General features: G+C 58.9%; 24 protein-coding genes. 15 read left to right on the forward strand and 9 right to left on the reverse strand.

Annotated elements, in window-relative coordinates; all coding sequences use genetic code 11:
* Positions 1 to 12 precede the first annotated feature (12 nt).
* The 5 genes from rfaF to ACRAWE_RS23375 are packed head-to-tail and all read left to right on the forward strand — an operon-like array spanning position 13 to position 5434.
* Positions 13 to 1059 (forward strand): ADP-heptose--LPS heptosyltransferase RfaF, encoded by a 1047-nt coding sequence (rfaF, locus tag ACRAWE_RS23355; protein WP_432525949.1) that lies wholly within the window; start codon positions 13 to 15, stop codon positions 1057 to 1059.
* Positions 1060 to 1061: 2 nt separating this feature from the next.
* Complete coding sequence (gene rfaC / locus ACRAWE_RS23360) at positions 1062 to 2027, forward strand: lipopolysaccharide heptosyltransferase RfaC (protein WP_432525950.1); 966 nt, start codon at positions 1062 to 1064, stop codon at positions 2025 to 2027.
* Entirely contained in the window at positions 2024 to 3190 is a 1167-nt protein-coding gene (locus ACRAWE_RS23365) for a glycosyltransferase (RefSeq protein WP_432525951.1), read from the forward strand. The genes rfaC and ACRAWE_RS23365 overlap by 4 nt, the downstream gene beginning before the upstream one ends.
* 28 nt (positions 3191 to 3218) lie before the next feature.
* Positions 3219 to 4460: an O-antigen ligase family protein gene (locus tag ACRAWE_RS23370; protein ID WP_154747624.1), complete on the forward strand. Its 1242-nt coding sequence runs from the start codon at positions 3219 to 3221 to the stop codon at positions 4458 to 4460.
* Positions 4457 to 5434: a glycosyltransferase gene (locus ACRAWE_RS23375; RefSeq protein WP_432525952.1), complete on the forward strand. Its 978-nt coding sequence runs from the start codon at positions 4457 to 4459 to the stop codon at positions 5432 to 5434. Before ACRAWE_RS23370 ends, ACRAWE_RS23375 begins: the two co-directional genes overlap by 4 nt.
* Before the next feature lie 36 nt (positions 5435 to 5470).
* Here the strand turns inward: ACRAWE_RS23375 and ACRAWE_RS23380 are convergent, their stop codons facing one another.
* Positions 5471 to 6565 carry a glycosyltransferase family 9 protein gene (locus ACRAWE_RS23380; RefSeq protein ID WP_432525953.1) on the reverse strand — a complete coding sequence of 365 codons (1095 nt, stop codon included), beginning with the start codon at positions 6563 to 6565 and terminating at the stop codon, positions 5471 to 5473.
* Positions 6566 to 6573: 8 nt separating this feature from the next.
* Entirely contained in the window at positions 6574 to 7530 is a 957-nt protein-coding gene (locus ACRAWE_RS23385; RefSeq protein ID WP_019452205.1) for a polysaccharide deacetylase family protein, read from the reverse strand.
* 210 nt (positions 7531 to 7740) lie between these two features.
* On the opposite strand from ACRAWE_RS23385, the gene rfaQ reads away from it, so the two are divergent.
* Genes rfaQ through ACRAWE_RS23400 form a run of 3 tightly spaced genes read left to right on the forward strand, consistent with a single transcriptional unit; the run spans position 7741 to position 11050 of the window.
* A complete protein-coding gene (gene rfaQ / locus ACRAWE_RS23390; protein ID WP_019452204.1) occupies positions 7741 to 8823 on the forward strand; it encodes a putative lipopolysaccharide heptosyltransferase III in 1083 nt (360 codons plus the stop codon).
* Positions 8820 to 9947: a glycosyltransferase family 4 protein gene (locus ACRAWE_RS23395; RefSeq protein ID WP_154747621.1), complete on the forward strand. Its 1128-nt coding sequence runs from the start codon at positions 8820 to 8822 to the stop codon at positions 9945 to 9947. Before rfaQ ends, ACRAWE_RS23395 begins: the two co-directional genes overlap by 4 nt.
* Before the next feature lie 2 nt (positions 9948 to 9949).
* Positions 9950 to 11050, forward strand: a complete 1101-nt coding sequence (locus tag ACRAWE_RS23400; RefSeq protein WP_432525954.1) for a glycosyltransferase — start codon at positions 9950 to 9952, stop codon at positions 11048 to 11050.
* Positions 11051 to 11094: 44 nt separating this feature from the next.
* On the opposite strand, the gene ACRAWE_RS23405 is transcribed toward ACRAWE_RS23400, so the two are convergent.
* Positions 11095 to 12108, reverse strand: coding sequence for a glycosyltransferase family 9 protein (locus tag ACRAWE_RS23405; RefSeq protein WP_432525955.1), 1014 nt, complete (start codon positions 12106 to 12108; stop codon positions 11095 to 11097).
* Between the two features lie 125 nt (positions 12109 to 12233).
* Here ACRAWE_RS23405 and waaA point away from each other — a divergent pair, with 125 nt between their 5' ends.
* Genes waaA through coaD form a run of 3 tightly spaced genes read left to right on the forward strand, consistent with a single transcriptional unit; the run spans position 12234 to position 14774 of the window.
* On the forward strand, positions 12234 to 13511 hold the full coding sequence (gene waaA / locus ACRAWE_RS23410) for a lipid IV(A) 3-deoxy-D-manno-octulosonic acid transferase (RefSeq protein WP_019452200.1): 1278 nt from the start codon (positions 12234 to 12236) through the stop codon (positions 13509 to 13511).
* Positions 13512 to 14285 (forward strand): glycosyltransferase family 2 protein, encoded by a 774-nt coding sequence (locus ACRAWE_RS23415; RefSeq protein ID WP_019452199.1) that lies wholly within the window; start codon positions 13512 to 13514, stop codon positions 14283 to 14285. It abuts the gene before it with no gap.
* 3 nt (positions 14286 to 14288) lie between these two features.
* Positions 14289 to 14774, forward strand: coding sequence for a pantetheine-phosphate adenylyltransferase (gene coaD, locus ACRAWE_RS23420; RefSeq protein WP_004931181.1), 486 nt, complete (start codon positions 14289 to 14291; stop codon positions 14772 to 14774).
* A 3-nt stretch (positions 14775 to 14777) separates the two neighbouring features.
* On the opposite strand, the gene mutM is transcribed toward coaD, so the two are convergent.
* The 4 genes from mutM to radC form a co-directional block, all read right to left on the reverse strand.
* Positions 14778 to 15593 carry a bifunctional DNA-formamidopyrimidine glycosylase/DNA-(apurinic or apyrimidinic site) lyase gene (gene mutM / locus ACRAWE_RS23425; protein WP_025160307.1) on the reverse strand — a complete coding sequence of 272 codons (816 nt, stop codon included), beginning with the start codon at positions 15591 to 15593 and terminating at the stop codon, positions 14778 to 14780.
* 81 nt (positions 15594 to 15674) lie between these two features.
* Positions 15675 to 15842, reverse strand: coding sequence for a 50S ribosomal protein L33 (gene rpmG / locus ACRAWE_RS23430; RefSeq protein WP_002442576.1), 168 nt, complete (start codon positions 15840 to 15842; stop codon positions 15675 to 15677).
* Between the two features lie 11 nt (positions 15843 to 15853).
* Positions 15854 to 16090 carry a 50S ribosomal protein L28 gene (gene rpmB, locus ACRAWE_RS23435; RefSeq protein ID WP_004931195.1) on the reverse strand — a complete coding sequence of 79 codons (237 nt, stop codon included), beginning with the start codon at positions 16088 to 16090 and terminating at the stop codon, positions 15854 to 15856.
* 262 nt (positions 16091 to 16352) lie between these two features.
* Entirely contained in the window at positions 16353 to 17036 is a 684-nt protein-coding gene (gene radC / locus ACRAWE_RS23440; protein ID WP_004931197.1) for a RadC family protein, read from the reverse strand.
* A 183-nt stretch (positions 17037 to 17219) separates the two neighbouring features.
* Between radC and coaBC the strand changes: the two genes are divergently transcribed.
* From coaBC to slmA, 3 genes are all read left to right on the forward strand, one after another.
* Positions 17220 to 18437, forward strand: a complete 1218-nt coding sequence (coaBC, locus tag ACRAWE_RS23445; protein ID WP_033645633.1) for a bifunctional phosphopantothenoylcysteine decarboxylase/phosphopantothenate--cysteine ligase CoaBC — start codon at positions 17220 to 17222, stop codon at positions 18435 to 18437.
* The gene (gene dut, locus ACRAWE_RS23450) at positions 18415 to 18873 is read left to right on the forward strand and encodes a dUTP diphosphatase (protein WP_015379440.1); all 459 of its coding nucleotides are present in this window, start codon (positions 18415 to 18417) and stop codon (positions 18871 to 18873) included. Before coaBC ends, dut begins: the two co-directional genes overlap by 23 nt.
* A 251-nt stretch (positions 18874 to 19124) precedes the next feature.
* The gene (gene slmA, locus ACRAWE_RS23455) at positions 19125 to 19721 is read left to right on the forward strand and encodes a nucleoid occlusion factor SlmA (protein ID WP_004931203.1); all 597 of its coding nucleotides are present in this window, start codon (positions 19125 to 19127) and stop codon (positions 19719 to 19721) included.
* Between the two features lie 31 nt (positions 19722 to 19752).
* Here slmA and pyrE read toward each other — a convergent pair whose 3' ends face one another.
* Together pyrE and rph are read right to left on the reverse strand one after the other, a co-directional pair.
* Positions 19753 to 20394: an orotate phosphoribosyltransferase gene (gene pyrE / locus ACRAWE_RS23460; protein WP_063918312.1), complete on the reverse strand. Its 642-nt coding sequence runs from the start codon at positions 20392 to 20394 to the stop codon at positions 19753 to 19755.
* Positions 20395 to 20490: 96 nt separating this feature from the next.
* Entirely contained in the window at positions 20491 to 21207 is a 717-nt protein-coding gene (rph, locus tag ACRAWE_RS23465) for a ribonuclease PH (protein ID WP_063918311.1), read from the reverse strand.
* Positions 21208 to 21333: 126 nt separating this feature from the next.
* Between rph and ACRAWE_RS23470 the strand changes: the two genes are divergently transcribed.
* Positions 21334 to 22197, forward strand: coding sequence for a YicC/YloC family endoribonuclease (locus tag ACRAWE_RS23470; protein ID WP_015379441.1), 864 nt, complete (start codon positions 21334 to 21336; stop codon positions 22195 to 22197).
* Positions 22198 to 22244 lie beyond the last annotated feature (47 nt).

The following is a 22244-nucleotide window of genomic DNA, read 5'->3' on the forward strand; positions in this document are numbered from 1 at the left end:
CTAACGCTGGGTATGAAAATACTGGTTATCGGCCCTTCTTGGGTTGGCGACATGATGATGTCGCAAAGTCTCTATCGCACCCTGAAGGCCGAATACCCGTCGGCGGAGATCGATGTGATGGCGCCGGCCTGGTGCCGCCCGCTGCTGGCGCGCATGCCGGAAGTCAATCAGGCGCTGGCGATGCCGCTGGGCCACGGCGCGCTGGGGCTCGGCGAGCGCCGCCGCCTGGGGCGCGCCCTGCGCGCCAACCGTTACGATCGCGCTTACGTTCTGCCCAACTCGTTCAAATCCGCGCTAGTGCCCTTCTTCGCCGATATCCCGCAGCGCACCGGCTGGCGAGGCGAAATGCGTTACGGCCTGCTGAACGACGTCCGCGTGCTCGACAAGGCGGCCTTCCCGCTGATGGTGCAGCGCTACGTGGCGCTGGCCTATGACAAAGGCCGCATTCAGCGCGCCGACGATCTGCCGCAGCCGCTGCTGTGGCCGCAGCTGCAGGTGAGCGACGAAGAGATCGCCGAAACCACTTCTGCCTTTAACCTGACCGACAGCCGACCGATCGTCGGCTTCTGCCCGGGCGCGGAGTTCGGCCCCGCCAAACGCTGGCCGCATTATCACTACGCAACGCTGGCTCAGCAGCTGATCGAGAGCGGCTATCAGGTCGCGCTGTTCGGTTCGGCGAAAGACCACGAAGCCGGTGAACAGATCCGCGCCGCATTGCAGGACGACGCGCGCGATTTCTGCCTCAACCTGGCCGGGAAAACCCAGCTGGAGCAGGCGGTTATCCTGATCGCGGCCTGTCGGGCGGTGGTCAGCAACGACTCCGGTTTAATGCACGTTGCCGCTGCGTTGAACAAACCGCTGATAGCCTTGTACGGCCCAAGCAGCCCCGACTTCACGCCGCCGCTCTCCGACAAGGCGCGCGTTATCCGTTTGATCAGCGGCTACCACAAGGTGCGTAAAGGCGATGCCGATCAGGGATACCACCAAAGTTTGATCGATATTCAGCCGCAGCAAGTGTTGGACGCGCTGACGCCGTTGCTTGTCGCCAGCGAGGAATAGTCATGCAGGTGTTAATCGTAAAAACCTCCTCGATGGGGGACGTGCTGCATACGCTGCCCGCCCTGACCGACGCGCTGCAGGCCATTCCCGATATCCGCTTCGACTGGGTGGTGGAAGAAGGCTTCAGCCAAATTCCCACCTGGCACCCGGCGGTGGACCGCGTGATCCCGGTGGCCATTCGCCGCTGGCGTAAAAACTGGTTCGGCAACGACACCCGGCAGCAGCGCTGCGACTTCAAGCGCGCGCTGCAAGAACGCCGCTACGATGTGGTGATCGACGCACAGGGCCTGATCAAAAGCGCCGCGCTGATCACGCGCATCGCCAAGGGCAACAAGCATGGCCCCGACTGCAAGAGCGCACGCGAGCCGTTCGCCAGCTGGTTCTACAACGTTCGCCATGAGATAGACAAACAGCAGCACGCGGTGGAACGCACGCGCGAGCTGTTCGCCAAAAGCCTCGGTTACGACAAACCGGGCAGCTACGGCGATTACGCCATCGCCGCGCGTTTTCTCAGCAGTCCGCCGGCCGATGCCGGACAGTATTTGGTGTTTTTGCACGCTACGACCCGTGACAATAAACACTGGCCGGAGCAAAACTGGCGTGAGCTGATCGCGCTGACGGCCGACAGCGGACTGAAGATCAAACTGCCGTGGGGCGCGGAGCATGAACATCAGCGCGCGCTGCGGTTGGCGGAAGGTTTTACGCATGTCGAGGTGCTGCCGAAACTCAGCCTGCAGCAGGTGGCCGAAGTGCTGGCCGGCGCCAAAGGGGTGGTCTCGGTCGACACCGGGCTAAGCCATTTGACCGCCGCGCTCGACAAACCGAACATCACGCTGTTCGGGCCGACCGATCCCGGCCTGATCGGCGGCTACGGGCAAAATCAGCACTCGCTGATTTCGCCGGAAAAAAGCATGGCGACAATCGACGCCGATACAGCATGGCAGGCGTTGCAAAAGGTTATAGCATGAAAAAACTGCATATTATCAACCTGGGTAAAATGGGCGGCGTCGAGCGCCTGTTCCTGCAGTACATCAACGATACCACCGACGGCAGCAACCAGGTCTTGTGCATCAGCGGCGACATTGGCGAAGAGATCCGCCGCCAGTTGCCCGCGCATCAGCCCGTCACCTTCGCCAACCGCCTAATCAATGCGCTGCCGTTGCGCTGCCCGCAGTTCCTGCGCAAATTTTTGCTGAAGTGGAAAATCGAGCGGGCGAACGCCGACGTAGTGATCGTCTGGGACCTGGTGCCGGGGCTGGCGGCCAAACCCAAGCGCGGCAAACTGGTTTACTACGATCACGGCTGCTCCTGGCGTTACCCCAAGAATAAAAAGACGCTGAGTTTCTTCGCCATGCTGGACGGCGTCATTTCCGCCTCGCACGCGTCGAAGCGGGTGATGGAGCTGCGTTTTAATCTGCCTTGCCCAAATCACGTGGTGATCAACCGCATCAAGACGCCGGCGGGGATCGCCGACGCGCCGAAAGTGCTGTCACAGCCGATCAGGATCGGCACCGCCTCGCGCCTGGTCAGCCTGAAAGGCATCAGCGTTTCGCTGCTGATGATGCAGGAATTGCTGCGGCGCGGACATGACTTCACGCTGGAAGTGGCCGGCAAAGGGCCGGATCGCGCAGCGTTCGAGGCGCTGGCGGCCCGGCTTCAGCTCGGCGATCGCGTGACTTTTAGCGGCTACCAGGATGATGTCGCCGGCTTCTTCAATCGTACGCATATCTACATGAGTACACCGATAACCGAACCGTTTGGCTTGTCTTGCATGGAATCGCTCTATTTCGGCGTGCCGGTCATTTTCCCGCAGGTTGACGGCCAGCCGGAGGCGGTGAAAGACGGCGTCTGCGGCATTGGCCTGACGCCGTCGATCACCATTGAACAACACCGACAGCTCACCGATATCGAGGTCGACTTCCCGCATGAGGTCTACGATCCGTTGACCGACAGTCTGGTGTCGCCCAAGCTGCTGTCGCATCTCGACTGTGCGGATGCCGTTGAGAAATTACTGGAGCGCGAAACCTACCAGACTCTGAGCCGCAATGCGCAGCGCTATCCTGCTGAGCATTTCAGCTATGCTCAGTTCAAAGCTGAGTTCGACGACACGCTGCGATCCTTCATCGCTTAATTAAAACGTGAGCCGGAAAACACGCCCGATGCTAAAACACAGAACGCCGCACCCTGCCTTCAGCTATCTGATCTATCTGGGGTGCGCCATCGCTTTTTGTACCATTCCTTTCGGTTCCGCGACCGGACGCAATCTGTTTTACGTTTCCAGCTACATCGCCTTTATCGCCGTTTGCCTGTACCCGCGCTACTACTTCAGCAACGTTAAAAATCTGCTGCTGCCCGCACTGATGTTCAGCGTGGGCATGGGAACCATCCTCTGGATGCATCACTTCAAACAGCCGGGTGACTACATCAACATTTATCGCTCTTATATGTCGACCGGCAAACTGCAGCTCGCTACTGCGTTCATCCTGCTGATCGCGCTCAATGAGCGGTTGTGTGTGCAGCGTCTGCTGATCGTTGTAGCTCTCGTTACCGGTCTGGCGGTCAACGGCTATTCCCTCTATCAGGGGCTGCGTCTGGATATTCCGCGCGTAGAGCTCAATTTCGATCGCGCCACGGTCGCTGCCTACCTGATGACCGCCATCGATCTGGTGATGATGCAGGCCATCCTGATGCTGCGCACCCGCTACCGCCTGGTGTGGTACATTGCGGCATTCCTGCTGTCCTTCTCTGCTTTGGTGCTCACCGGCACGCGCGCGGCCATGCTGGTCTACCCGGTGGCGGTCTGCCTGTCGCTGCTGGCGACCAAGCAGCTGGTTTCCAGGAAACACAAACTCGCGTTGGTGGCCTCGGTGCCGCTGCTGCTCGTAGCTTGCGGCCTGGTGTTTAAACCGCAGATAGAGGAACGCATTCAGGCCTTTGAGACCGACATGCGCCTGATGGACCAGCCACAGACTGAAAACTCGATCATTTCCCGGCTGTCGATGCAAACGCTGGCATGGCGTACCGGTTCACAAGCCCCATGGGGCCAATCCGCCGAGCAGCGCGGCGAAGAGATCCGCGCGATGGTCGCACTGCAGCCTCGCCTGTCTGGCGTCATGCCCTACATCAACGTCCACCTGCATAACGAACTGCTGGAAACCTACTCGCTCAAGGGCGTCTGGGGCGCACTGCTGCTGCTGGCGCTCTATGTGGGGCTGTTCTTCTCTTCATTCCGGCCGCAGCGCAACGCGCTGCTGCTGAGCGTCAGCGCCAGTCTGTTCGTTTACGGCCTGAGCGACGTTATCTTCTTTAGCACGGAAGGCACCGCCATGTTCTGTCTGGCGCTGATCGCCGCCGTTCTTTCCGTCGCGAAACAGCCCCCTGTCCAGGAACCAACACCGTGAATCCTCAGCAGCCGCTGCTCAGCGTCATCGTGCCGTTTTATAATAATGAAGCGTTCGTTATCGCTGCGTTGGATTCGTTATTTGCACAGATTAGCGACGATATCGAGGTGGTGATCATCGACGATGGCTCCACCGACGCTTCCGGCGCGCTGGTCAGCCAATATCTGGCGCAGCGTCGGCATCCGCGCGTGGTCTTTACTTCACAAGCCAACGGCGGCATTGCGCATGCCCGCAATGTCGGCCTGCAACGGGCCACCGGGCGTTATATCACTTTTCTCGACGGCGACGATCTGCTGAGCGACGACTACCTGGCGATCCTGCGGCCCTTGCTGACAGCCGGGGAAGATGACCTGATCGACTTTAATTATCAGAAGTTTACCGAACAACCGCCGACCCCGGATAACCGTACAGTGCAGCCCGTGGCCTACGACTTTCCACAGTTGGGGCTCGGCTGCCTGCAACCGCTGTTTGCACGCTCGATGTGGCATCTCTGGAGCCGCGTGTATAAACGTACGCTGCTGGAAGGGGAAACGTTCGAAGACGGCAGGCGCTATGAAGACGTGATTTTCACGCCTTTTCAGTATTTCAAAACCCGCCGCATCGCCCATCTCGACTGCGAACTCTATTTCTATCGGGACAACAGCCAAGGCATTACCCGCAATATCAAACCCAAAGATATCGAAGATTTGCTGTTCGCCATGGAGAAAATGCTGCGTTTTGTGGCGCAGCATCCCGGGGATGAGCCGCTGCGCCGGTTGGCCGCCCTGATGCTGGCCAACTGCTTTTCCGAGGTGAAAAGCATGTCGAAGGCGGTATACGGCTATTATCATTACGCGCCGGCAACGTTGCATATCCTGCGTCGCACCGCTGAGATCTGCCGCAACAGCGGCGTGCCGAGCAAAAAAGTCCGCCAGATGCGCTATGCGCGCGTGGATACCTTTCTTTCGAGACTGCGCGGGCGTAAGCCGCACTAACCGCATCGGCCAGGCGGCCGATGCGGTGCCGCACCTCTAGCGCGTCAAAGGCACGTGCGCGACCAACTCATCATAAATCCGCTGCGGCTGGATGACTCCCATCGGGCTTTCTGCCTCCAGCGGCATCGTATAGCCGGTACGCGACACCTGAATGATGCGGTGCAGTTCAGCATCCTGAATCGGGCCGGTAGAGCGTGAGTCGGCGGTCACGAACAGGCTGATGGTTTTCACCTTCAGCGCCACCGCCAGATGCAGCGGCCCGGTATCGCCGGTGACCAGAACATGGAAACTGTCGATCAGCGTCAGCAAGCCTTGCAGCCCCGTTTTACCGATCTGGTTATCCACGCAGGCCTGCGTTTGCGGGCCGATCAGGCTCATAAACTGCTTTGCCTTGCCGTCGTCAAACGGTGCGCCAATGAGTACGATGCGTACATTAGGGTGCTTCGCCACCAGCTCATCGGCCAGCCGCGCATAGTGCGAAACCGGCCAGCAACGCGACTCTGTTGACGCCCCCAGTTGAAAACCGATGGTAGGATGCTCGCTGCTTTTGACGCCGTGCTGATAGTCCACGGGAATTTCCATCGTCGGATCGTCGCTGCGACAACCCAGGATGGAAATCAGCTCCAGTTTGCGGCGCACGAAGTGGCCGTAATAATGGAAGATGTAGTTGGTCAGCCAAGGCTCCAGCCCGCAAATGCCCGAGCTGTAGTTATCCCTGATAATGTACTTCGCCCCGGCCAGTACGGCGCTGATGATGTCATAAGGCAGGTGGGAGTGCAGAATCAGCGCCAAATCCGGCCGATGTTCGCGCAGCGATTTCAGCAATGGACGTATCGTCTTGATCTTGCTGTCCCAATACACCACGCGATCGTAATAACGACCGTTTTCCACCAGCTCGCGGTTTTTCTTGTGCACCACCAGCGTGATGTGGGCGTTGGGGTAGCGTTCCCTCATCGCCCTCAGCGCCGGCGTGTTGAACATGAAGTCGCCCAACGCCGTGGTGGAATAGATGACGATATTGTCAAACTGTTGGGCGCCGTCAAACATCGCCTTGTCCTGAAAACGGCCGTATTTCGCCGTATAGCGACGCAAGAACCAGTCGGCAACCTTGATTTTCCATTTCTTCGACATGTGAGTTCTTAGTTCGCTTTAAGTTGATAATACTCGGCCAGCGTCATGCCCACCGTACGCTGCTGCAACCAGTCAAACAGCTGCTCCAGATCGCGGTACAGCACTTCGATATCCTGCTCCGTCTTGAACGTCGGGCTGCCGCCCGGCATAAATTCGGAGGAGTGCAGCATAAATTCGACGTAGTCATGCCCCTGCGCCAGCGACGCCTCAGCCACGCCTATCATCTTGTCCACATTGCCGCCGCTCGGGCGCAGCCAGTTGACGGATGGCGAGCGCCGCTTGCCGCGCAGCCGGTCATACCCCTGCTTGAACGCATTCATCAGCGCCGAGTGCTTGTACTGAATGCTCATCGGCACTTCCAGCAGCGACGAAGCGCCCGGTTTGGCGATGTTCTGCGGATCGATGAAATAGGCCTGCGACGGGAAGCGGCTGTAATCCGTGCCGCCGTTGCCCCGCGGATTGCCCGGCGAAAACTGCCAGTTGACCCGCGGCGTGACCGAGCAGTCCACCTGATAACCGTATTCCAGCAGCAGCGAGGCATAGTATTCGTTGAACGCCCAGCGGCCGGCGCGATGGCTGAGCATCTTGGTCTGGAAAGCGTCTTCCAGCAGCTTGGTCATGTGATCGACCTTGGCGCGGATCTGATCGGCGGGATACTCGATCAAATAAGGTTTGTGGCGCCAGTCGTCGTCGGTCAGCGGCGTCAGCGGCGGGCTGTTCCAGGCGTGCAGGTGCATCCCCACCTCGCCGGCGTCGCGGGCGATCACGTCGCGCGCAAACTCGACGTAAGCCGGGTCCATCGCCATTTCATAGTTGGTGAGATAAACCGGTTTGAAGGCGTATTTTTCGCACAGCGCCTGAAAGCGCGGCAAGAAACGCGTGTTTTCGGTCGCGATGCGATCGTGGTTTTGCCACAGATTATCGCCTTCGGTATCAATGGTGATGAGAAACGCCGGTTTAGTCATGAATATCGAGCCTGATATCAACAGAATGCACTATGTTACGCAGGCCGTTTCGCCAGGGCAAACGACTTTGCTGCCTGGTTTGGACAACGTTGAGACGCATTCGTCCCCGACCCGGCGATTTTTTTGCCGCTCGGCAAGAAAACCGTGCAACAGTAGCCACATGCGATCGGGTCATTTAGAATCAAAGATTGGTTTCCCAGAAAGCGACTCATGATGAACGACGCGCCAGCCCTAACTTCCGCCCCATCCGTACAGCGTATTCTGATCATAAAACTGCGCCACCACGGCGATATGCTGCTGGTCACGCCGGTCATCAACAGCCTGCGGCAAAACTACCCGCAGGCGCAGATCGATGTGCTGCTGTATCAGGAAACGCGGGAGATGCTGGCCAGTAATCCGGAGCTGTCGACCCTGTTCGCCATCGATCGTCAATGGAAAAAGCAGGGCACCCGCGCACACCTGGGGCACGAACTGGCGCTGCTGCGCCGCCTGAAAGCGCAGCGCTACGATCTGGTGGTCAACCTGGCCGATCAGTGGCGCAGCGCCATCCTCACGCGCCTGACCGGCGCGCGCATCCGTCTGGGCTTCGATTTTCCCAAACGCCGCGGCTTCGTGTGGCGCCACTGTCACACGCAGCTGGTACCGGTAGACAATCACGCCCGCCTGCATACCGTCGAACAGAATCTCTCATTGCTGGCACCGCTGAACCTGCCCGCGCTCAATGAACGTGTGACCATGAGTTATGATCCAAAGGATTGGCAGGCTTGTGAGCAACTGTTGCAGAAACAGGGTGTCGCCGGCGGTTATATTGTGGTGCAGCCTACGTCGCGCTGGTTCTTCAAATGTTGGAGCGAAGAGAAGATGGCCGCCACCCTCACCGCCTTACAGGCGGACGGCCACCAGTTGGTGATCACCTCCGGCCCTGACGCCAGAGAAAAAGCCATGGTGGAGCGCATTTTGGCGCTCAGCCCGCCGCAGGGCGTGATCTCGTTGGCCGGGCAACTGACGCTGCGCCAATTGGCCGCCTTAATCGATCACGCCAAACTGTTTATCGGCGTGGATTCGGTGCCGATGCACATGGCCGCTGCGCTGCAAACGCCATGCATAGCGCTGTTCGGCCCTTCCAAGCTGACCTTCTGGCGGCCATGGCAGGCTACCGGCGCCGTGATCTGGGCCGGTGACTTCGGTGAACTGCCCGATCCGGACGCCATCGATACCGGCACCGACGAACGGTATCTCGACCTTATTCCTACAGACGCGGTGATTGCAGCCGCGCGGAGCACGCTGGCATGAAAGCATTTCGTTTGGCGATCGTTCGCCAAAAATACCGCCCGGACGGCGGAGCCGAACGTTTCGTTTCCCGCGCCCTGGAGGCGCTGGAGCAACAGGATCTCGATCTGAACGTCATCACTCGCGAATGGCAGGGTGACGCCAATCCCAACTGGCACATCCACCTGTGCAACCCGTTAAAGCTCGGCCGCATCAGCCGCGAACGGGGGTTCGCCGTGGCGGCCAGGGCGCTGTGGCAGAAAGAGCGCTTCGATTTAGTACAAAGCCACGAGCGCATTCCCGGCTGCGACATCTACCGCGCCGGCGACGGCGTACATCGCCGCTGGCTGCTGCAACGCGCGCGTCTGCTACCGGAATGGCGGCGCAAATGGCTGTTTTCAAACCGCTATCACCGCTACGTGATGTGCGCCGAACGCGCCATGTACGCTGCGCCAGAGCTGAAAGCCGTCATCTGCAACGCCGAGATGATCAAGCAGGAGATCATCGCCGACTTTGGCGTGCCCGCCGACAAGATCACGGTGATCTATAACGCCATCGACAATCAGAAATTCCCGCCCGCCGACGAGGCCCTGCGCCGCGGCCTGCGCGAACAATATCAGATCCCGCAACAGGCGCACTGCCTGATCTTTGTCGGCTCCGGTTTCGAGCGTAAAGGGCTGGCCGCCGCCATCCGCGCCGTGGCGGCGACCGACAGCCATCTCCTGGTGGTCGGCAAAGACAAGGCCGAAAAACGCTACCGTGCGTTGGCGCAGTCGCTGGGCTGCAGCGATCGCATTCACTTTATGGGCGTGCAGAAGCAGACCTTGCCGTTCTACCAGGCGGCGGACGCGCTGCTGCTGCCGACGCTGTACGATCCGTTCCCCAACGTGATTTTGGAAGCGATGTCATGCGGCCTGCCGGTTGTCACCAGCACCACCTGCGGTGGCGCCGAATTTATCACCCCTGGCGAAAACGGCTTCGTCACCGATGCGCTCGACGTGCCGGCCATCACGGAGGCTATCCGCGCGCTGCCGCGCCAAGCGCTGGGATCATCCATGGGCGAAGCGGCGAGATTGCGCATTATGACGGCTACGCCGGCGCATCTCTCCGAACAGCTGATTTCTCTCTATAACCGGTTACTGGACTAGCTATGCGTATTCTGATGATCATCGACGGCCTGCCGGGAGGCGGCGCGGAAAAAGTGGTGCTGACCCTGTGTCAGGGTATGCAGCAACAGGGGCATGACGTCAGCCTTATCTCGCTGCGCGACGTCTGCAATTACCCTATCCCGTCAGGCATTGATTATCAGGTGGTGGCCGATCGCAGCCGTGCCCCCTGGCGCAAGCTGACCGAGCTGTCGCGCCGCGCCGCAGCGCTGGATCGGGCGATAGCCGAACACGAACGCCAACACGGCGCGTTCGATCTGGTGTTCTCCAACCTGCATAAAACCGATCGCATCGTCAGCCGCAGCAAGCGGTTGGCCGCGGATCGTCTGTGGTTCTGCATTCACGGCATTCTCTCCACCTCCTACCTCGGCCACCGCAAGGGCCTGGACCGCTGGCTGAAGCAGCGCAAAATCGTCAACGTTTACCAGGGGAGAAATATCGTCGCCGTTTCACAGGCGGTCGGCGACGATCTGCAACAGAACTTGCCGATCCGCCCGCGCCGGCTGGCGGTCATCAACAACCCGTTCGACATCGACGCCATCCAACAACAGGCCGCGGCGCCTTGCGAACTGGCCGGCCAGGACTATTTGGTGCATGTCGGCCGTTTTCACCCCGCAAAGCGGCATGACCGGCTGCTGAAAGCCTATGTGCAGTCCGGCATTCAGGCGCCATTGGCCTTGATCGGTACCGGAGACGACGCCAGAGTCGCCGACGCCAAACGCCTGGCGGCGGAGCTAGGCATCGCAGAACGCGTGCTGTTTCTCGGTTTTCAGGCCAATCCCTACCCGTTTATTCGCCATGCCTCACTGCTGGTACTCAGCTCCGACAGCGAAGGGTTCGGTAACGTGCTGGTAGAATCGTTGCTGTGCGGCACGCCGGTGGTCAGCACCCGTTGTCCGGGTGGCCCTGCGGAAATTCTGGAAAAAGCCGGAATGGCTAACGCGCTGGCGGAATTAAGCGAAGCGTCGCTGGCAGCAAAAATGGCGGAAATTTACGCCAAGCCGCCGCAGATAAATCAACAGCAATTGCTGAGCTATGGGCTGGAACCTATTTGCCGCCAATATCTGGAACTGAAAAAACAATAATAAAGAAATAAATAAGGCAGGAGACGCCTGCCTTATTTTCTTCGCTAGTTGAGCGCCTGCATTTTCTGCCAAACTTCATCGACAGAAACATCTTCACAGTGCCCAGACTCACTTTGCAAAATATGATGACGACCGGTCCATGGATGCCAGGACGCTTTATCGGTATCGCCAAAGAACACCACCATATCCTTATTCAGCGCAGCGGCAAGATGCATCTGCCCGCCGTCGCTGCACAGCACCCGATCGCATAAATCAAACCCGCCCAACAGCTCACGTACCGAGGCCGTCGGATAAAGCGCGACGCGTTCGTTTTGGCATAGCGCCAACAGCTGTTCTGCGCGCTGCTGGTCGCCGATGTCGTCCGGCGCCAGCGTACCCTGCGGCGACCAGAAAATCAGCACGCCGGTGTGGGGATCGGCAGCCAGACGGTTGATGATTTCGGCATAGCGCTCAACCGGCCAGCGCCTTTTCGGGCTGCGGCTGCTGATATGCACGGCGCAGACTCGTTCGACCGGCGGCAGACGTTCCTGCAACCGCTGCGCCGCCAGCTGCCGCTCTTCCGGCGTCAGAAACACCCGCACCGGAGGGATTGGAATGGATTGATCGGTGATCGCCGATAAGTAGCTATAAGTGTGTTCGACCTGATGTTGGCCGCGGAAATCGTCCTTGCGAAACGGGCGATCAATATCTTTCGTGCCCAAATCGGCGCCGATAATATGGGTTGCGCCGGCCATTTTCGCTAAACGCAGGCTGTATTTGCAAGGTACCGGGTTGGCCAGAATGACCGCATCGAACTTTATTTTGCGCAGCTTCAGGAAGATCATCAGACGTTCGAAATAAACGCCCAACGTCGTTTCATTTTTCGCCTTATGCTTGGCCTTTTTATAGACAAAAACTTTCTCGAGATGAGGGTTGTTTTTAACAACGTCCTGGCTGACTTTATTGATCAGCAGATAAACTTTAGCGTCTGGATAGGCAATTTTCACCCCTTCGATCAGAGGCGTGGTGCAAACAAGATCGCCGATGTTATCGCGGCGAATAATTAAAATATTCTTCATTCCGAGCCTATCGGCGAAATCGCTCGCCGGTTGTCTGAAACTGACACCCAAGGTTACCAAATTAGCGCCTTTCCCTTCCAGTTATGGTACTATTCCGAATAACCCATATAAATGAAATTGATAGAATGTTGCTGCGTTTATATCAGGTACTACTCTACCTCATCCAACCCCTGATCTGGCTCCGCTTACTGCTGCGCAGCCGCAAAGCTCCAGCCTACCGTAAACGCTGGGCGGAACGCTATGGCTTCTGCGCCGGGAAAGTCGTGCCAGGCGGCATCATGCTGCATTCCGTCTCCGTCGGCGAAACGCTGGCGGCCATCCCGCTGGTGCGGGCACTACGCCACCGTTACCCCGCTTTGCCGATAACTGTGACCACAATGACCCCAACAGGTTCAGAACGCGTCCAGTCCGCTTTCGGCAAAGACGTGCATCATGTCTATCTGCCCTACGATCTGCCCGGTTCCATGAACCGCTTCCTCGACCAGGTGAATCCCAAGCTGGTGATCATTATGGAAACCGAGCTATGGCCTAACCTGATCAACGCGCTGCATCAGCGGCAGATCCCCCTGGTGATCGCCAATGCACGTCTGTCGGCACGCTCCGCCGCTGGCTATAAGAAAATTGGCGGGTTCATGCGCGATATGCTGCGCCGCATTACGCTGATCGCCGCACAGAACCAGGAAGACGGCGATCGGTTTATCGAACTGGGCCTGAAACGCTCTCAGTTGGCCGTCACCGGCAGCCTGAAATTCGATATCTCCGTCACCCCGGAGCTGGCCGCCCGCGCCGTTACGCTGCGCCGCCAATGGGCGCCGCGCCGCCCGGTGTGGATCGCCACCAGCACCCATGAGGGTGAAGAAACCATCCTGCTGGAAGCGCATCGCAAACTGCTGGAAAAACACCCCGACCTGCTGCTGATCCTGGTGCCGCGTCACCCGGAACGCTTCCCGACCGCCAAAGAGCTGGTGCAGAAAGCCGGCTTCAGCTACACCCTGCGCAGCAGCGGCGAAATCCCATCCGGCAGCACTCAGGTGGTGATCGGCGATACCATGGGCGAGCTGATGCTGCTGTACGGCATCGCCGATCTGGCCTTTGTCGGCGGCAGCCTGGTGGAACGTGGCGGGCACAACCCGCTGGAAGCTGCCGCGCACGCCATCCCGGTGCTGATGGGTCCGCACACCTTCAACTTTAAAGACATTTGCGCCAAGCTTTCGCAGGCCGAAGGCCTGATCACCGTGACCGATGTCGATTCGCTGGTGAAGGAAGTGGAAACCCTGCTGACCGACGAAGACTACCGCCGCTACTACGGCCGCCATGCGGTGGAAGTGTTGTATCAGAATCAGGGAGCGTTGCAACGCCTGCTGCAGCTGCTGGAACCGCACCTGCCGCCCCGGAGTCACTGAATGAGCAGCCGCAAAAGCCTGTCGGTGGTGATGATCGCCAAAAACGAAGCCGGGCTGTTGCCGGACTGTCTGCGCTCGGTCGAGTGGGCCGATGAAATCATTGTGCTGGACTCCGGCAGCGAAGACGACAGCGTCACCGTCGCCGAAAGCCTGGGTGCCAAAGTCTTCACGCACACCGACTGGCAAGGGTTTGGCAAGCAGCGTCAGCTGGCGCAAAGCTACGCCAGCCATGACTACGTTTTGATGATCGACGCCGACGAACGCGTCACGCCCGAGCTGCGGCAATCTATCGAACAGGTGTTGAACGCGCCGGACGACGGCGCCGTCTACAGCTGCGCGCGGCGCAATCTGTTCCTTGGCCGCTTCATGCGCCACAGCGGCTGGTATCCCGACCGCGTCAACCGCCTGTACGCCAACCAACGCTATCGCTATAACGACGATCTGGTGCACGAATCGCTGAACATCGGCGATGCTAAAGTCATCCCCCTCAGCGGCGATATGCTGCACCTGACCTGCCGCGATTTCTTCGCCTTCCAGCGTAAACAGCTGCGCTACGCCGAAGAGTGGGCCACCCAGCGCCACCGGGCCGGCAAGCGCTGCGGCTACCTGTCTATCCTGACCCACACGCTCGGCGCCTTCGTCAAAACCTGGCTGCTGCGCGCCGGCTTCCTGGACGGTAAACAGGGGTTGCTGTTAGCGGTGGTCAACGCGCAATATACCTTCAATAAATATGCCGCATTATGGGCATTGGGCCGCAACTACTCAGAGAAGTGAATCATGACCAGCAAAGCCATCTATCCCGGGACCTTCGATCCCATGACCAACGGCCACCTGGATTTAGTGACGCGCGCGTCACTGATGTTCGATCACGTGATTCTGGCCATCGCCGCCAGCCCGAGCAAAAAACCGCTGTTCAGCCTGGATGAACGCGTGGCGTTGGCGACGCAGGTCACCTCGCATCTGGACAATGTGGAAGTGCTGGGCTTCAGTGAACTGATGGCGCACTTCGCCGCCCACCAGAACGCCAATATCCTGGTGCGCGGGCTGCGTGCAGTGTCTGACTTTGAATACGAATTGCAGCTGGCGAACATGAACCGTCACTTGATGCCAACGCTGGAAAGCGTATTTCTGATGCCTTCCGAAGAGTGGTCGTTCATCTCCTCCTCACTGGTGAAGGAGGTCGCCCGCCACGGCGGCGATATCGCGCCTTTCCTGCCCGATGTGGTCACCCAGGCGCTGATGGCCAAGCTCGCCGCCGAGTGATGCTCAGCGCTGGCAGCGGCGGCAAAAGAAGGTGCTGCGCTGCCCATGTTTGGCGGATTCAATCGGCGTGCCGCATGCGCGGCACGGTTCTCCCGCCCGCCCGTAAACCTGCAACTCCTGCGCGAAATACCCCGGTTTGCCGTCCGACTGCAAAAAGTCGCGCAATGTCGTGCCGCCCTGCTCGATGGAACGTTGCAACACCGCCTTGATGGTCTGCGCCAACAATGCCGCTTCGGCTTTGCTCAAGGATCCCGCCGGACGATCGGGCAGGATCCCGGCGCTGAAAAGCGATTCGCTGGCGTAAATGTTACCGACCCCGACCACCAGCTTGTTATCCATCAGCCACGGTTTGATCAACGTGCGCTTATTGCGTGATTTTTCATACAGGTAGTCGCCGTTGAACGCTTCGCTCAGCGGTTCCGGCCCCAGGTGAGCCAACACGCTGCTGGTCGCCAAATCTTCGCACCACAGCCAGGCGCCGAAACGGCGCGGATCGGTATAGCGCAGGATCATGCCGTTATTGATCACCAGATCAACGTGGTCATGTTTACCTGCTTCGTCTTCGTTTTCCTCGCGCAGCATGCGCAGGCTGCCCGACATGCCCAGATGCACGATAATCCAACCGCGCTGCAGTTCGATCAGCAGGTATTTGGCCCGACGCTGCACGCTGAGCACCGGCTGATCGCTCAGCGTCAGGATCTGCTCGGAAACCGGCCAGCGCAGGCGCGCGTTGCGCACCACCGCATACTGAATGCTGTGGCCGACAAGATAAGGCTCTATACCGCGTCTGCTCGTCTCAACTTCCGGTAATTCAGGCATCAGGCTTCCCCTCCGACGTTTTCTACCCTTTATAAAACAAAAAACCCGGCCAAGGCCGGGTTTTTCATTAATCCACTAAAATTATTTAATTTTAGCTTCTTTGTATACTACGTGCTGACGGACAACTGGATCGAATTTCTTCAGTTCCAATTTTTCCGGCTTAGTACGCTTGTTCTTCGTGGTGGTATAGAAGTGACCAGTACCAGCAGAAGAAACCAGCTTGATCTTCTCGCGAACACCTTTAGCCATGATTCAGTTCCTTAATACTTCTCACCACGGGCACGCAGATCGGCCAGAACCGTCTCAATACCCTTCTTATCGATAACACGCATACCTTTAGCAGATACACGCAGAGTTACAAAGCGCTTCTCAGCCTCAACCCAAAAACGGTGTGAGTGCAGGTTAGGCAGAAAACGGCGTTTGGTCGCGTTCATTGCGTGGGAACGGTTGTTACCGCTCACCGGGCGCTTGCCAGTAACTTGGCAGACTCGGGACATGTCTATTCTCCAAAAATCAAATCAGCTCGAGCTTCGTATAGGGTATGGCCGCCTCGTCAGGCTTTTAGAGCCCATCTCAGCAAACTTCATACTGAGGAGACTCTCGTCATCAGGTAGAAACCACACATCAGGTCAGAAACCTGCTGAGATAGGCTCTTGCGCCAAACCCAAGATTCTCAAAGGTGGCGTAGTATACGCTCTGAAGCGTAAGTGCTCAAGTCCCGAACAGCTAAAGATCCCACAAGGATCGCGAAAAAATCGCTTAAAGCCATCCGCGCTCGGCAAAAGAGACGCATTCACCCCGACCGATCACCAAATGATCAAGCACTCGGATCTCCAATAACTGACAGGCTTTCACCACTTGCTCGGTTATCAAACGGTCGGCATGACTGGGTTCAGCCTTACCCGAGGGGTGATTATGCGCGAGAATCAGCGCGGCTGCATTAGCCTTCAGCGCTTCACGCACAATTTCTCTCGGGTAGACGACGACGCTGCTGATGGTACCAGCAAACATCTCCTGATGGCGAATAACCCGGTGCTGATTGTCTAAAAACAATACCAAAAAGACCTCTCGCTCGCGATGCGCCAGCAGACTTTGCAGGTAATGCTGGGTGACGCGCGGGTTGAGCATGGCATTTTCCTGAGACAAGTGGCTGGAAAAGAAGCGCAGCGCCAGTTCGGCAATCGCCTGCAGTTGGGTATAGCTGGCGTCGCCCAGGCCTTTTTGGCTACAAAAAGCCTGATGATCGGCCGACATCAGGTGATAAAGCGAGCCGAATCGGCGCAGCAGTTGTTCCGCCAACTGCATCACATGCACGCCGGGCAATCCGGTGCGCAAGAAAATGGCCAACAGCTCTGCGTCGGACAGCGACGCCGCCCCTTGCATCAGCAGCTTTTCACGCGGTGCCAACGCGCCCGGCCAGCACGCCACAATCGGGTTGCTCATCGTGTTCCTCCCTGAAAGGGCTACAGCATGCCATGTGCCACCCGGCGCGTTCGACAGGTGTTTGATAACATTGCGAAGTGTTTCGCAAAGCACAATGTAACGCCTTGCAGCCATTGCGGAATCGCTCACCTGAACGGCGGATATGCTAAAATGGCGCATCTTTCGGCTTTCAATCGGACAATGATGATGACGGGACTTTCCGGCAAACATATTGTGCTTGGCATCAGCGGCGGCATCGCCGCCTACAAATGCCCAGAGCTGGTGCGCCGCCTGCGCGACAGAGGCGCAGAAGTGCGCGTGGTGATGACCCACGCCGCCAAGGCGTTCATTACGCCGCTGACGCTGCAGGCCGTTTCCGGCTATCCGGTGTCCGACGATCTGTTGGATCCCGCCGCCGAAGCCGCCATGGGCCACATCGAACTCGGCAAATGGGCGGACCTGGTGATTCTGGCGCCGGCGACCGCCGATCTGCTGGCGCGCGTCGCCGCCGGCATGGCCAACGATCTGCTGACCACCGTCTGCCTGGCGACCGACGCACCTATCGCCGCCGCGCCCGCCATGAACCAGCAGATGTATCGCGCCGCCGCCACGCAGGCCAACCTGCAAACGCTGCAGGCACGCGGCATGCTGCTCTGGGGGCCGGACAGCGGCAGCCAGGCCTGCGGCGACGTCGGCCCGGGCCGCATGCTGGATCCGCTGAACATCGTCGAACTGGCGAACGGCCATTTCTCTGTCACGCAGGATCTGCAACATTTGCAGGTTATGATCACCGCCGGCCCGACGCGTGAAGCGCTGGATCCGGTGCGTTTCATCAGCAATCACAGCTCAGGCAAAATGGGGTTCGCCATTGCCCGCGCCGCCGCCGCTCGCGGCGCGCAGGTAACGCTGATCGCCGGGCCGGTCAATTTGCCGACGCCGCCATCAGTCACCCGAGTCGACGTTACCAGCGCACTGGAGATGGAGCAGGCGGTGCAGCAACGCGCCGCGCAGCAGCAGATTTTCATCTCCTGCGCCGCCGTGGCCGACTATCGCCCCGAGCGGATCGCCGATGAAAAAATAAAAAAACAGGGTGATGAAATCGTCCTCAAGATGGTAAAAAACCCCGATATCGTCGCCGGCGTGGCGGCGATGACCAAAAATCGCCCCTTTGTCGTGGGGTTTGCCGCCGAAACCCAGAATGTGGAAGAATACGCGCGGCAAAAACTGGCGCGTAAGAAGCTGGATTTAATTTGCGCTAACGATGTATCGCTTGCAGAGCACGGGTTCAACAGCGACACCAATGCCCTGCACCTTTTTTGGCAGGATGGAGAGAAACGCCTGGCGCTGAGCGACAAGGCACTCCTTGGCCAACGTTTAATAGACGAGATAGTCAGCCGTTATGATGAAAAAAATCGACGTTAAGATCCTCGACCCACGTATCGGTCAGGATTTCCCGCTACCGACCTACGCTACTCCGGGCTCTGCCGGTCTCGACCTGCGCGCCTGCCTGGACAGCGCGGTGGAGCTGGCGCCGGGTGAAACCACGCTGCTGCCTACCGGCCTCGCGATCCACATCGCCGACGCTAGCCTGGCGGCGGTGATCCTGCCGCGCTCGGGCCTGGGCCATAAGCACGGCGTCGTGCTAGGCAACCTGGTCGGTCTGATCGACTCCGATTACCAGGGCCAGCTGATGGTGTCCGTGTGGAACCGCGGCCAGAAGCACTTCACCATCGAGCCGGGCGAACGCATCGCGCAGATGGTCTTCGTGCCGGTAGTGCAGGCCGAATTCAACCTGGTGGAAGAGTTCGACAGCAGCGAACGCGGCGAAGGCGGCTTCGGCCACTCGGGGCGCCACTAAGCGCTACCCAATGTACGATGGCCGGCAGGGAAACGTCGCCTGAACCTTGCCTTTCCGGGGAGAAGGATGTCTCTGCGGCAAGGTTTTACCGCGACAATTGCAGCGCACACCAGGCAGCGCGGAAAAAGGCCGTTAAGGCCGCTGACCCCAGCATCGTAAAAAAGCTATCACATAAGCCGCACAGAGCCTGCTCTGCAGCGGCCGGTGCGCGGGTTTCCGTCAGTTAAGTTTTAGCAAGGGTCTAATCAGACATGGCAGAAAAAGAAAAGACGAAAAGGAATCGGCGCGAGGAAATATTGCAGGCGTTAGCCCAGATGCTGGAGTCCAGCGACGGCAGCCAACGCATCACCACCGCCAAGCTCGCCGCGAACGTGGGTGTTTCTGAAGCTGCGCTGTACCGGCATTTCCCCAGCAAGACACGGATGTTCGACAGTCTGATCGAGTTTATTGAAGACAGCCTGATCACCCGCATCAACCTGATCTTGCAGGACGAGAAAGAGACGTTTAATCGTCTGCGCCTGATTTTGCTGCTGATTCTGGGCTTTGCGGAACGCAACCCAGGGCTGACGCGCATCATGACCGGCCACGCGCTGATGTTTGAACAGGATCGCCTGCAGGGCCGCATCAATCAGCTGTTCGAGCGCATCGAGGCGCAGCTGCGCCAGGTGCTGAAAGAGCGCAAATTGCGCGAAGGCAAAGGCTTTATCGTCGATGAAACGCTGCTGGCCAGCCAGCTGCTGGCCTTCTGCGAAGGCATGTTGTCGCGCTATGTGCGTTCGGAATTCCGCTATCGCCCCACGCAGGAATTCGACGCCCGCTGGCCGCTATTAGCGGCACAGCTGCAATAACGAAAACGCCGGGCATGCCCGGCGTTGTTATTTAGACGCCGTACTGCTCGCGGTAAGTGCGCACCGCCGCCAGGTGGTCCGCCATCTCCGGTTTCTCTTCCAGGTAGGCAATCAGGTCTTTCAGCGTCACGATCGAAATCACCTTGCAGTGATAGTCGCGTTCCACTTCCTGAATGGCGGAGATATCCGCGCGGCCGCGTTCCTGACGGTCGAGGGAGATCAGCACCCCCGCCAGCGAAGCGCCGCTGGCGCCGATGATTTCCATCGACTCGCGGATCGCGGTGCCGGCGGTGATCACATCGTCCACCAGCATCACGCGCCCCTGCAGCGGACTGCCCACCAGCGAACCACCTTCGCCATGGGTTTTGGCTTCCTTGCGGTTAAAGCAGTAAGGCACGTCGCGCTCATGGTGTTCCGCCAGCGCCACCGCCGTGGTGGTGGCGATAGGAATGCCTTTATAGGCCGGGCCAAACAGCAGGTCGAAATCGATGCCGGAATCCATCAGGGCTTCGGCGTAGAAGCGCCCCAACAGCGCAAGATCGCGCCCGGTATTAAACAGGCCGGCGTTGAAGAAATACGGGCTAGTGCGGCCGGATTTCAGGGTGAACTCGCCGAACTTCAATACCTGCTTGTTAAGCGCGAACTCGATAAACTGGCGCTGATAGGCTTTCATTACTGCTTCTCCTCGTCTGAATCTGTTTGGGTCTTGTCATTACTGCCGCCCGATCGTCGGGCATAAAAAAGGCGACTTCTCAGTCGCCTTAAAAAATCAGTTCGCCAGCGCCGCTTTCTGCGCCTGGAAGATGGTTTCGATGCCCCCTCGGGCCAGCGCCAATAGCGCCAACAGCTCATCGTGGCTGAACGGCTCGCCTTCGGCGGTGCCTTGCACTTCAATCATGCGGCCGTCTTCCATCATCACCACGTTCATGTCGGTTTCCGCGGCGGAATCTTCCACATACTCCAGATCGCACAGCGCTTCGCCATTGACGATGCCGACGGAAACCGCCGCCACCATGCCCTTCATCGGGTTGGCTTTCAGCTTGCCGTTGGCCACCAGCGTGTTCAGCGCGTCGGCCAGCGCCACGCAGGCGCCGGAGATGGAGGCGGTGCGGGTACCGCCGTCGGCCTGCAGTACGTCGCAGTCGAGGGTGATGGTGAATTCACCGAGCTTTTTCAGATCCACCGCAGCGCGCAGCGAGCGGGCGATCAGACGCTGGATTTCCAGCGTGCGGCCGCCCTGCTTGCCTTTGGCGGCTTCACGGGCATTGCGGCTGTGGGTGGAGCGCGGCAGCATACCGTACTCGGCGGTGATCCAACCTTGCCCCTGGCCTTTCAGGAAGCGCGGAACGCCCTCTTCTACCGTGGCGGTGCACAAGACTTTGGTATCGCCAAACTCAACCAGCACTGAACCTTCAGCGTGTTTGGTATAGTGACGGGTCAGTGTCAGTGGGCGAACTTGCTGTGGTGCTCTGCCTGCAGGACGCATGGGCTCTCTCCGGCTTCAAATCAACTATTGGCTGCGCATTATACGGGCTTCGTGACGTAATGCCTATCCTGCCCGCAGCCGCGACGCTATAATCGCCCCATCTTTTCCTATTACGGGTACGCATCAATGATCCGCAGCATGACCGCCTACGCCCGGCGTGAAATCAAGGGTGAATGGGGCAGCGCAGCCTGGGAGCTGCGTTCCGTTAACCAGCGCTACTTAGAAACCTACATCCGCCTGCCGGAACAATTCCGCAGCCTGGAGCCGGTGATCCGTGAACGTATCCGTGGCCGCCTGACCCGCGGCAAAGTCGAATGCAACCTGCGTTTCGAACTGGACCCAAGCGCGCAAAGCTCGCTGATCCTGAACGAAAAGCTGGCCAAACAGCTGGTCGAAGCCGCCAACTGGGTGAAAATGCAGAGCGACGAAGGGGAAATCAACCCGATCGACGTGCTGCGCTGGCCGGGTGTGATGTCCGCGCAGGAGCAGGATCTGGACGCCATCAGCGCCGAGCTGATGCAGGCGCTGGACGGCGCGCTGGATGACTTTATCGTCGCACGCGAAAGCGAAGGCGCCGCGCTGAAAACGCTGATCGAACAGCGCCTCGACGGCGTCAGCGCCGAAGTGGTCAAAGTGCGCGCCCAGATGCCGAACATCCTGCAATGGCAGCGCGAGCGCCTGGTCAGCAAGCTGGAAGAGGCGCAGGTGCAGCTGGAAAACACTCGCCTGGAGCAAGAGCTGGTGCTTATGGCGCAGCGCATCGACGTCGCCGAAGAGCTGGACCGCCTGGAAGCACACGTAAAAGAGACGCACAACATCCTGAAGAAGAAAGAAGCCGTCGGCCGCCGCCTCGACTTTATGATGCAGGAGTTCAACCGCGAATCGAACACCCTGGCCTCCAAGTCGATCAATGCCGACGTCACCGCCTCCGCCATCGAGCTGAAGGTGCTGATCGAGCAGATGCGCGAGCAGATCCAAAATATCGAATAACGTCCACTCTGTTCCACCGACAGCCACAACGCCCTGTTTTCAGGGCG

Source organism: Serratia sp. BFP-2025 (assembly GCF_050880365.1).
Classification (GTDB): Bacteria; Pseudomonadota; Gammaproteobacteria; order Enterobacterales; family Enterobacteriaceae; genus Serratia; species Serratia surfactantfaciens.

Excerpts from the sequence above, each read along its gene's own strand:
- ACRAWE_RS23370 (WP_154747624.1), top strand. The coding sequence starts at position 3,219 with ATGCTAAAACACAGAACGCCGCACCCTGCCTTCAGCTATCTGATCTAT.
- pyrE (WP_063918312.1), bottom strand. The coding sequence starts at position 20,394 with ATGAAAGCCTATCAGCGCCAGTTTATCGAGTTCGCGCTTAACAAGCAG.
- ACRAWE_RS23380 (WP_432525953.1), bottom strand. The coding sequence starts at position 6,565 with ATGTCGAAGAAATGGAAAATCAAGGTTGCCGACTGGTTCTTGCGTCGC.
- rfaF (WP_432525949.1), top strand. The coding sequence starts at position 13 with ATGAAAATACTGGTTATCGGCCCTTCTTGGGTTGGCGACATGATGATG.
- ACRAWE_RS23405 (WP_432525955.1), bottom strand. The coding sequence starts at position 12,108 with ATGAAGAATATTTTAATTATTCGCCGCGATAACATCGGCGATCTTGTT.
- ACRAWE_RS23365 (WP_432525951.1), top strand. The coding sequence starts at position 2,024 with ATGAAAAAACTGCATATTATCAACCTGGGTAAAATGGGCGGCGTCGAG.
- rpmB (WP_004931195.1), bottom strand. The coding sequence starts at position 16,090 with ATGTCCCGAGTCTGCCAAGTTACTGGCAAGCGCCCGGTGAGCGGTAAC.
- slmA (WP_004931203.1), top strand. The coding sequence starts at position 19,125 with ATGGCAGAAAAAGAAAAGACGAAAAGGAATCGGCGCGAGGAAATATTG.
- coaD (WP_004931181.1), top strand. The coding sequence starts at position 14,289 with ATGACCAGCAAAGCCATCTATCCCGGGACCTTCGATCCCATGACCAAC.
- radC (WP_004931197.1), bottom strand. The coding sequence starts at position 17,036 with ATGAGCAACCCGATTGTGGCGTGCTGGCCGGGCGCGTTGGCACCGCGT.
- rfaQ (WP_019452204.1), top strand. The coding sequence starts at position 7,741 with ATGATGAACGACGCGCCAGCCCTAACTTCCGCCCCATCCGTACAGCGT.
- ACRAWE_RS23400 (WP_432525954.1), top strand. The coding sequence starts at position 9,950 with ATGCGTATTCTGATGATCATCGACGGCCTGCCGGGAGGCGGCGCGGAA.
- coaBC (WP_033645633.1), top strand. The coding sequence starts at position 17,220 with ATGATGACGGGACTTTCCGGCAAACATATTGTGCTTGGCATCAGCGGC.
- ACRAWE_RS23385 (WP_019452205.1), bottom strand. The coding sequence starts at position 7,530 with ATGACTAAACCGGCGTTTCTCATCACCATTGATACCGAAGGCGATAAT.
- waaA (WP_019452200.1), top strand. The coding sequence starts at position 12,234 with ATGTTGCTGCGTTTATATCAGGTACTACTCTACCTCATCCAACCCCTG.
- dut (WP_015379440.1), top strand. The coding sequence starts at position 18,415 with ATGATGAAAAAAATCGACGTTAAGATCCTCGACCCACGTATCGGTCAG.
- rph (WP_063918311.1), bottom strand. The coding sequence starts at position 21,207 with ATGCGTCCTGCAGGCAGAGCACCACAGCAAGTTCGCCCACTGACACTG.
- ACRAWE_RS23415 (WP_019452199.1), top strand. The coding sequence starts at position 13,512 with ATGAGCAGCCGCAAAAGCCTGTCGGTGGTGATGATCGCCAAAAACGAA.
- ACRAWE_RS23470 (WP_015379441.1), top strand. The coding sequence starts at position 21,334 with ATGATCCGCAGCATGACCGCCTACGCCCGGCGTGAAATCAAGGGTGAA.
- rpmG (WP_002442576.1), bottom strand. The coding sequence starts at position 15,842 with ATGGCTAAAGGTGTTCGCGAGAAGATCAAGCTGGTTTCTTCTGCTGGT.
- ACRAWE_RS23395 (WP_154747621.1), top strand. The coding sequence starts at position 8,820 with ATGAAAGCATTTCGTTTGGCGATCGTTCGCCAAAAATACCGCCCGGAC.
- mutM (WP_025160307.1), bottom strand. The coding sequence starts at position 15,593 with ATGCCTGAATTACCGGAAGTTGAGACGAGCAGACGCGGTATAGAGCCT.
- rfaC (WP_432525950.1), top strand. The coding sequence starts at position 1,062 with ATGCAGGTGTTAATCGTAAAAACCTCCTCGATGGGGGACGTGCTGCAT.